The sequence below is a fragment of the uncultured Lentibacter sp. genome (genome assembly GCF_937123735.1).
Classification (GTDB): Bacteria; Pseudomonadota; Alphaproteobacteria; order Rhodobacterales; family Rhodobacteraceae; genus Lentibacter.
The window spans coordinates 1-4,750 of record NZ_CAKZKL010000047.1; the positions used below are offsets into that span (position 1 = coordinate 1).

The window sequence follows — 4,750 nt, forward strand, 5'->3', positions numbered from 1 at the left end:
AAACGCTGACCCGGACCGCGAAGGGGTCATTTCCTTTGTCCGTAAAACCCTGAGCCTCGATAGCCGACGTCATATTTGACAGCACGAGCTGCCGGTCAGCGACGGAATTTCTTTCGGTAGTGGCCCGGCTCTCGCGACAAGTCTTGCTGAACAGAGCGGTTTCTTGCAATCTGAGCATCTGTCATCACGCCCACGTCAAGCTCCAGATCTTTGCGCACAGGCACGGCCTGCGCAACGGGTGTCCCCTTGGGAATCACACCCTCAAACCCGGGCTTTAAGACCGCCGGAAAATGCACATAGCCGTCGCTGAAAGCGTCGCAATCCACAACGCCCCCAAGGGTGGTGAACGGCAGTTCAGGGTATCCCAGCGGATGAGTAAACAAGAGCGACCAGCCCTCAGGCACCTCCAATGTCCAGAAGTTCATGAACTTCAAGAAAAGCTCAGGCTGCTCATAAGGCGTGCCCTCTGCCTGTTCGGGCACATGCAATCCAACAGGCGACCGGCTGATATCCGCATCAGGCAGGATCGGCGGCGACCAATCCCAAGAGACATCGCCACCGCGAACCGTGATATCCGCCGGGCAAAGGATCAAGACACCTAAGCGCATCGCATCAATGCCCGGCGGGCAGTGCTTGAGCGTGCGAACGGCTGCACCCCCCAACCTCTGAGCAGGCACCTCCTGAGGCATTTTGCCCAGCCAGTCCGGCATCAGCTTTGAGGCGGCAATAGGCTTGGGCAATATCGGCTCAAGCAGGGGGTGACAACGCGCTGTGATTTTCATTCGGGCAATCTAGCGCGCCTCGCGGCGGGTTAAAACAGCATGTGCCAGTGCTGCCACAACCGTGATCACAATAATCACCGTTCCAACAGCATTGATCACCGGCGGATGTCCGTGTGGGTTGCGGCTCATCGCGCCAATCTCGGTGGCAAAGGTGCAAGCCCCGCCCTTGGCAAACATCGTGGTGTTATAGTTTTCCATCGAAGACAGCAGCGCGATCACCGCCGCCGACAAAAGCGCAGGCAACAAAAATGGCAGTGTGATGCGGCGAAACACATGAAAAGGCGAAGCTCCAAGGTCCAGCGCAGCCTCCTCAAGCTCGATCGGTTGGCGTTGCAACCGTGCCATCAAGATCAGCAACGGATACCCGGCCACAAATGTGACCTGTGCCATCATAATCGTGAACAAGCCCGCGCCAACGCCAAGCCGCCCCCAGAAGACAAGTGCGGAGAGGCCCAGAATAATGCCCGGCGCCAACATGGGCGAGAGCAGCACCCACCACAACAACCCGTTCGCGCGGCTGCGCCAGCGGGTCAACATAACCGCGCCCGACAAGCCGAGCAGCAGCGACAATGGCACAACCACAGCAGAGACCTGCAGAGAGTTTACAAAGCATCCGATAAACCTGTCGCGATCAAGACTGCGCAACACGGGATCATTGCGCATATCTGCCTCAGCCATCCAAAAGAAAGCGTACCACTTGCCGGTAAACCCGCGCCAGTCCGTGACGGACGGAGGCGACACATCATTAAACGACGTGACCACCATGAGGAGCAAAGGGGCAAACATGAACGCCAGAAAAGTCCATGTATAAGCATTGAGAAGCCGTTGCGAAGTCATAGGGTTCCCTTACTGAACACGAGCGAAATCTTTCAGACGGGTGCGCATAATCCACATGAACAGCCCGACAATCACAAAACAGATGACGGTATAGGCAAGACTATAGGCCGCGCCGACATTGGAATTGTTGACCTCGAAAAACTTGTTGTAGATCGTCTGGCTGAACCACTCAGACTGCAGCCCACGGCTGATAATCCGCGGGACAGAGAACGCCCCAGCCGCCAGCATGAAGGTTGCGATGCACCCCACGGCAATACCTGGTTTGGAATGTGGGATGACAATCCGCCAATGGAGCTTGCGCGCCGAAGCCCCAAGGTCTCGCGCAGCCTCGATCTGGTTGCGGTCCAGCGTGCTCATCACGTTGTAGATCGGAAAGACCATGAACAGAACATAGGTGTAAACGATCACAACAAAGACCGTGAGAGCCGATCGCTTGAACTGTATCGGTTCACTGATCGCGCCCGCCCAGAGCAGCGCTGCGTTGATCAGGCCACGGGTGTCGATGATCGCGGTCCAGGCATAAATGCGCATCAGCTCCACAATGGCGTAGGGGATGATAAGACCCAGCATCAACCAAACCGCTTTTTCCGGTGGAGTGGCCAGAGCAACCTTATAGGCAATCGGGTAGCACACCACGAGGGCCAGCAAGGTGGCGCAAATGGCAAAGAACAGCGTGCGCGTCAGCGTTTCCAACCCGATACGCTGGTAGGCCTCGCCATCTTGCGTGTAGCGCAGGCCGATCAGCGTCAGCACCTTGCTTGACAGGTCCGCATCGCTGATGGCCTGTGCCTCAGCAGATCGCGGGATAAGAACGGGCTTACCAATGGTTACAAAGTTATCCAGACCGAGCTGGGACTGAGACGCCTCTGCCGCCAGCAACCGCACATAAAGGCCAGCCGCAAGGGCCTCGATTTCGCGCGCCGTGGCGATCTGTTTTTCAAGGGGGGCCTCTGCCGAAACACTCAACGCAGGCAAACCATATTCCTGACCGAGAAAAGCGGCTTCGCCTGCGTCACGCACCATCTGGCGTCGTGTCGTGCTGCGGTCACACTGCAAGATATAAGGCCGCTGAGCGGCGCTGTTCAATGTGGGCGAAGCCATACCCGACATCGACGGCACGGCCATACCCGACGCTGACGGAACAGCAAGCCCTCCGGCCGAAGTGGCAGGCTCTGCCGGCTCGGCATATTGGCCCAGAATATTCGCACAGTCTGCCGCATCCCGCTCCAGCCCGCCAGCGATAGAGCTGTCCAACTGGCGCAGTGGCTTTGTCAGCGCCTTTTCCAGCATCGTCAGCTGGGGCAGGATGATCAACATCAGCGCCCAGATGAGCACGGCGGCAAAAAACACCGTTGTCAGCCCTGCGCCAAAACTGCGAACCAGCTCTCTCATTGCGCGGCGATGTCCTGTCCAGTGCGGGCAACGGGTCCGCTCGGAAGAATCGTCGCCTTTTCAGGATCAAAACCGACACGCACCTCCGCCTCGGACAGCCCGCCCAATGCTCCGGTGTTCGGCACATGCATAGACACATCCGCCCCCGTCGCAGTTTGAAGGAAGAGGTTCACAAAAGGGCCCTCCAGATCCCGCCGCAACAAGCGCGTGGTCAGAGTGTTGCTCTCGCACTCAAACGCAACATTCTCAGGGCGCACAAACATGATCGCCTCAGCGCCCACAGCTAAGGAAGCGGGGTTGAGGCCCAGAAACCGCCCGTGTTGCGTCTCGATCTGCGCCATTTCACCAGACACGTCTACAACCCGCCCTGCGAGCTGATTGGCCTCTCCCACAAACGAGGCAGAAAACGCAGATATTGGTTGTGAATAGACTTGATCAGCTGTGCCGACCTGCTCAATGCGGCCCTCATTCATCACAGCAACCCTGTCAGACATGGTTAACGCTTCACCCTGATCATGCGTGATGTAGATAAACGTCACGCCTGTTTTCTTCTGGATATTCCGCAACTCGGCGCGCATGTGCTGGCGCAACTTCAGGTCAAGCGCCGAGAGCGGCTCATCCAGCAGCAAAACAGATGGATCAACAGCCAGAGCGCGCGCAATCGCCACGCGCTGACGCTGACCCCCGGACAATTCCCCGGGCTTTTTGTCTGCCTGATCAGAGAGCGCCACAAGGTGCAGGAGTTCCTCTGCTTTGGCGCGACGGTCCCGCTTTGACACACCTCGCGCCTCAAGCCCGAAGGCCACATTTTCCCAGACTGACATCAAGGGAAACAAAGCGAGGTTCTGGAAAATCAGGGCCGTCTCACGTTCGTTCGGCCCTTTTCTGCCCTGGTCGACATCACCGATCAGAATGCGTCCTGTTGACGGCGTCACAAAGCCCGAGACAGCCCGCAAAATTGTGGTCTTGCCGCAGCCCGAAGGTCCGAGGATGGAAAAGAACTCCCCCGCCTGCACCGTCAAACTGGTCGGGTGAACAGCGGTAAAGCCATTGGGGTAAGTAACCCCCAATTTGTCCAAAGTGATAGATTTTCCGTGCATGTCATCCCGCCCAAAGAGAGAAGCAGCCCCGAACCCGCCGGAGCTGCCTTTGATGTGTCAACCAATGCCTCAGGCGTTGGTGATGATCTCGACAAACTGATCCCGCACAGGGCCGAAGAACGGTGTGTCAGCCTGCCACCACCACATGTTGCCCAGAACATCAGGCGTGTAGACTTCATTAAACTGCGCCTTGAACTCTTCCGAGGCGAAGTCTGCCGCCCCGACAACAGCCGAGTTGTAACCGGTGTTGTTGGCGAACATGCCGCCCGTTTCCGGCTTGAGCATGAAGTTCATAAAGGCCACCGCCTGCTCAGGGTTCTCGGCAAGCTTGAGCATACCGAAGCTGTCGAGCCATGTGATGATGCCTTCTTTTGGCGCGCGATAGACAAAATCTGCATTGTCGCGGTTCAGCAAAAGACCGGTTGTGTCCCATGTCTGCCCGATGACGCAGCCAGCATCTGTAAAGGCGGCTGTGGCTTCGGTTGCGTTGTTCCAGAACGCGCCAAAGTTGTCTTTGCGGCCCATGATCCACTCTGTGATCGCGCCAAACACCCGGCGCGCCTCGTCTTCGGATTTGTAAACATCAAGCATCCGGTTTGACGGCACTTCACCTGTCGCATCCAGATAAAGCCCTGTTCC

Annotated in this window: 5 protein-coding genes; all 5 read right to left on the reverse strand. The window is 57.5% G+C overall.

The genetic code is table 11. The features are described 5' to 3' along the window. Positions 1 to 95: 95 nt before the first annotated feature. A complete protein-coding gene (locus Q0478_RS13430) occupies positions 96 to 782 on the reverse strand; it encodes a hypothetical protein (protein WP_298680108.1) in 687 nt (228 codons plus the stop codon). A gap of 9 nt (positions 783 to 791) precedes the next feature. Next, the gene (locus Q0478_RS13435; RefSeq protein ID WP_298680110.1) at positions 792 to 1,619 is read right to left on the reverse strand and encodes an ABC transporter permease; all 828 of its coding nucleotides are present in this window, start codon (positions 1,617 to 1,619) and stop codon (positions 792 to 794) included. A gap of 9 nt (positions 1,620 to 1,628) precedes the next feature. Continuing rightward, a complete protein-coding gene (locus Q0478_RS13440; protein WP_298680112.1) occupies positions 1,629 to 3,011 on the reverse strand; it encodes an ABC transporter permease in 1,383 nt (460 codons plus the stop codon). Then, complete coding sequence (locus Q0478_RS14435) at positions 3,008 to 4,111, reverse strand: ABC transporter ATP-binding protein (protein ID WP_366914920.1); 1,104 nt, start codon at positions 4,109 to 4,111, stop codon at positions 3,008 to 3,010. Before Q0478_RS14435 ends, Q0478_RS13440 begins: the two co-directional genes overlap by 4 nt. Positions 4,112 to 4,180: 69 nt before the next feature. After that, positions 4,181 to 4,750 (reverse strand): extracellular solute-binding protein (locus Q0478_RS13455; protein ID WP_298680114.1); only part of this gene is annotated, 570 nt, incomplete at its 5' end.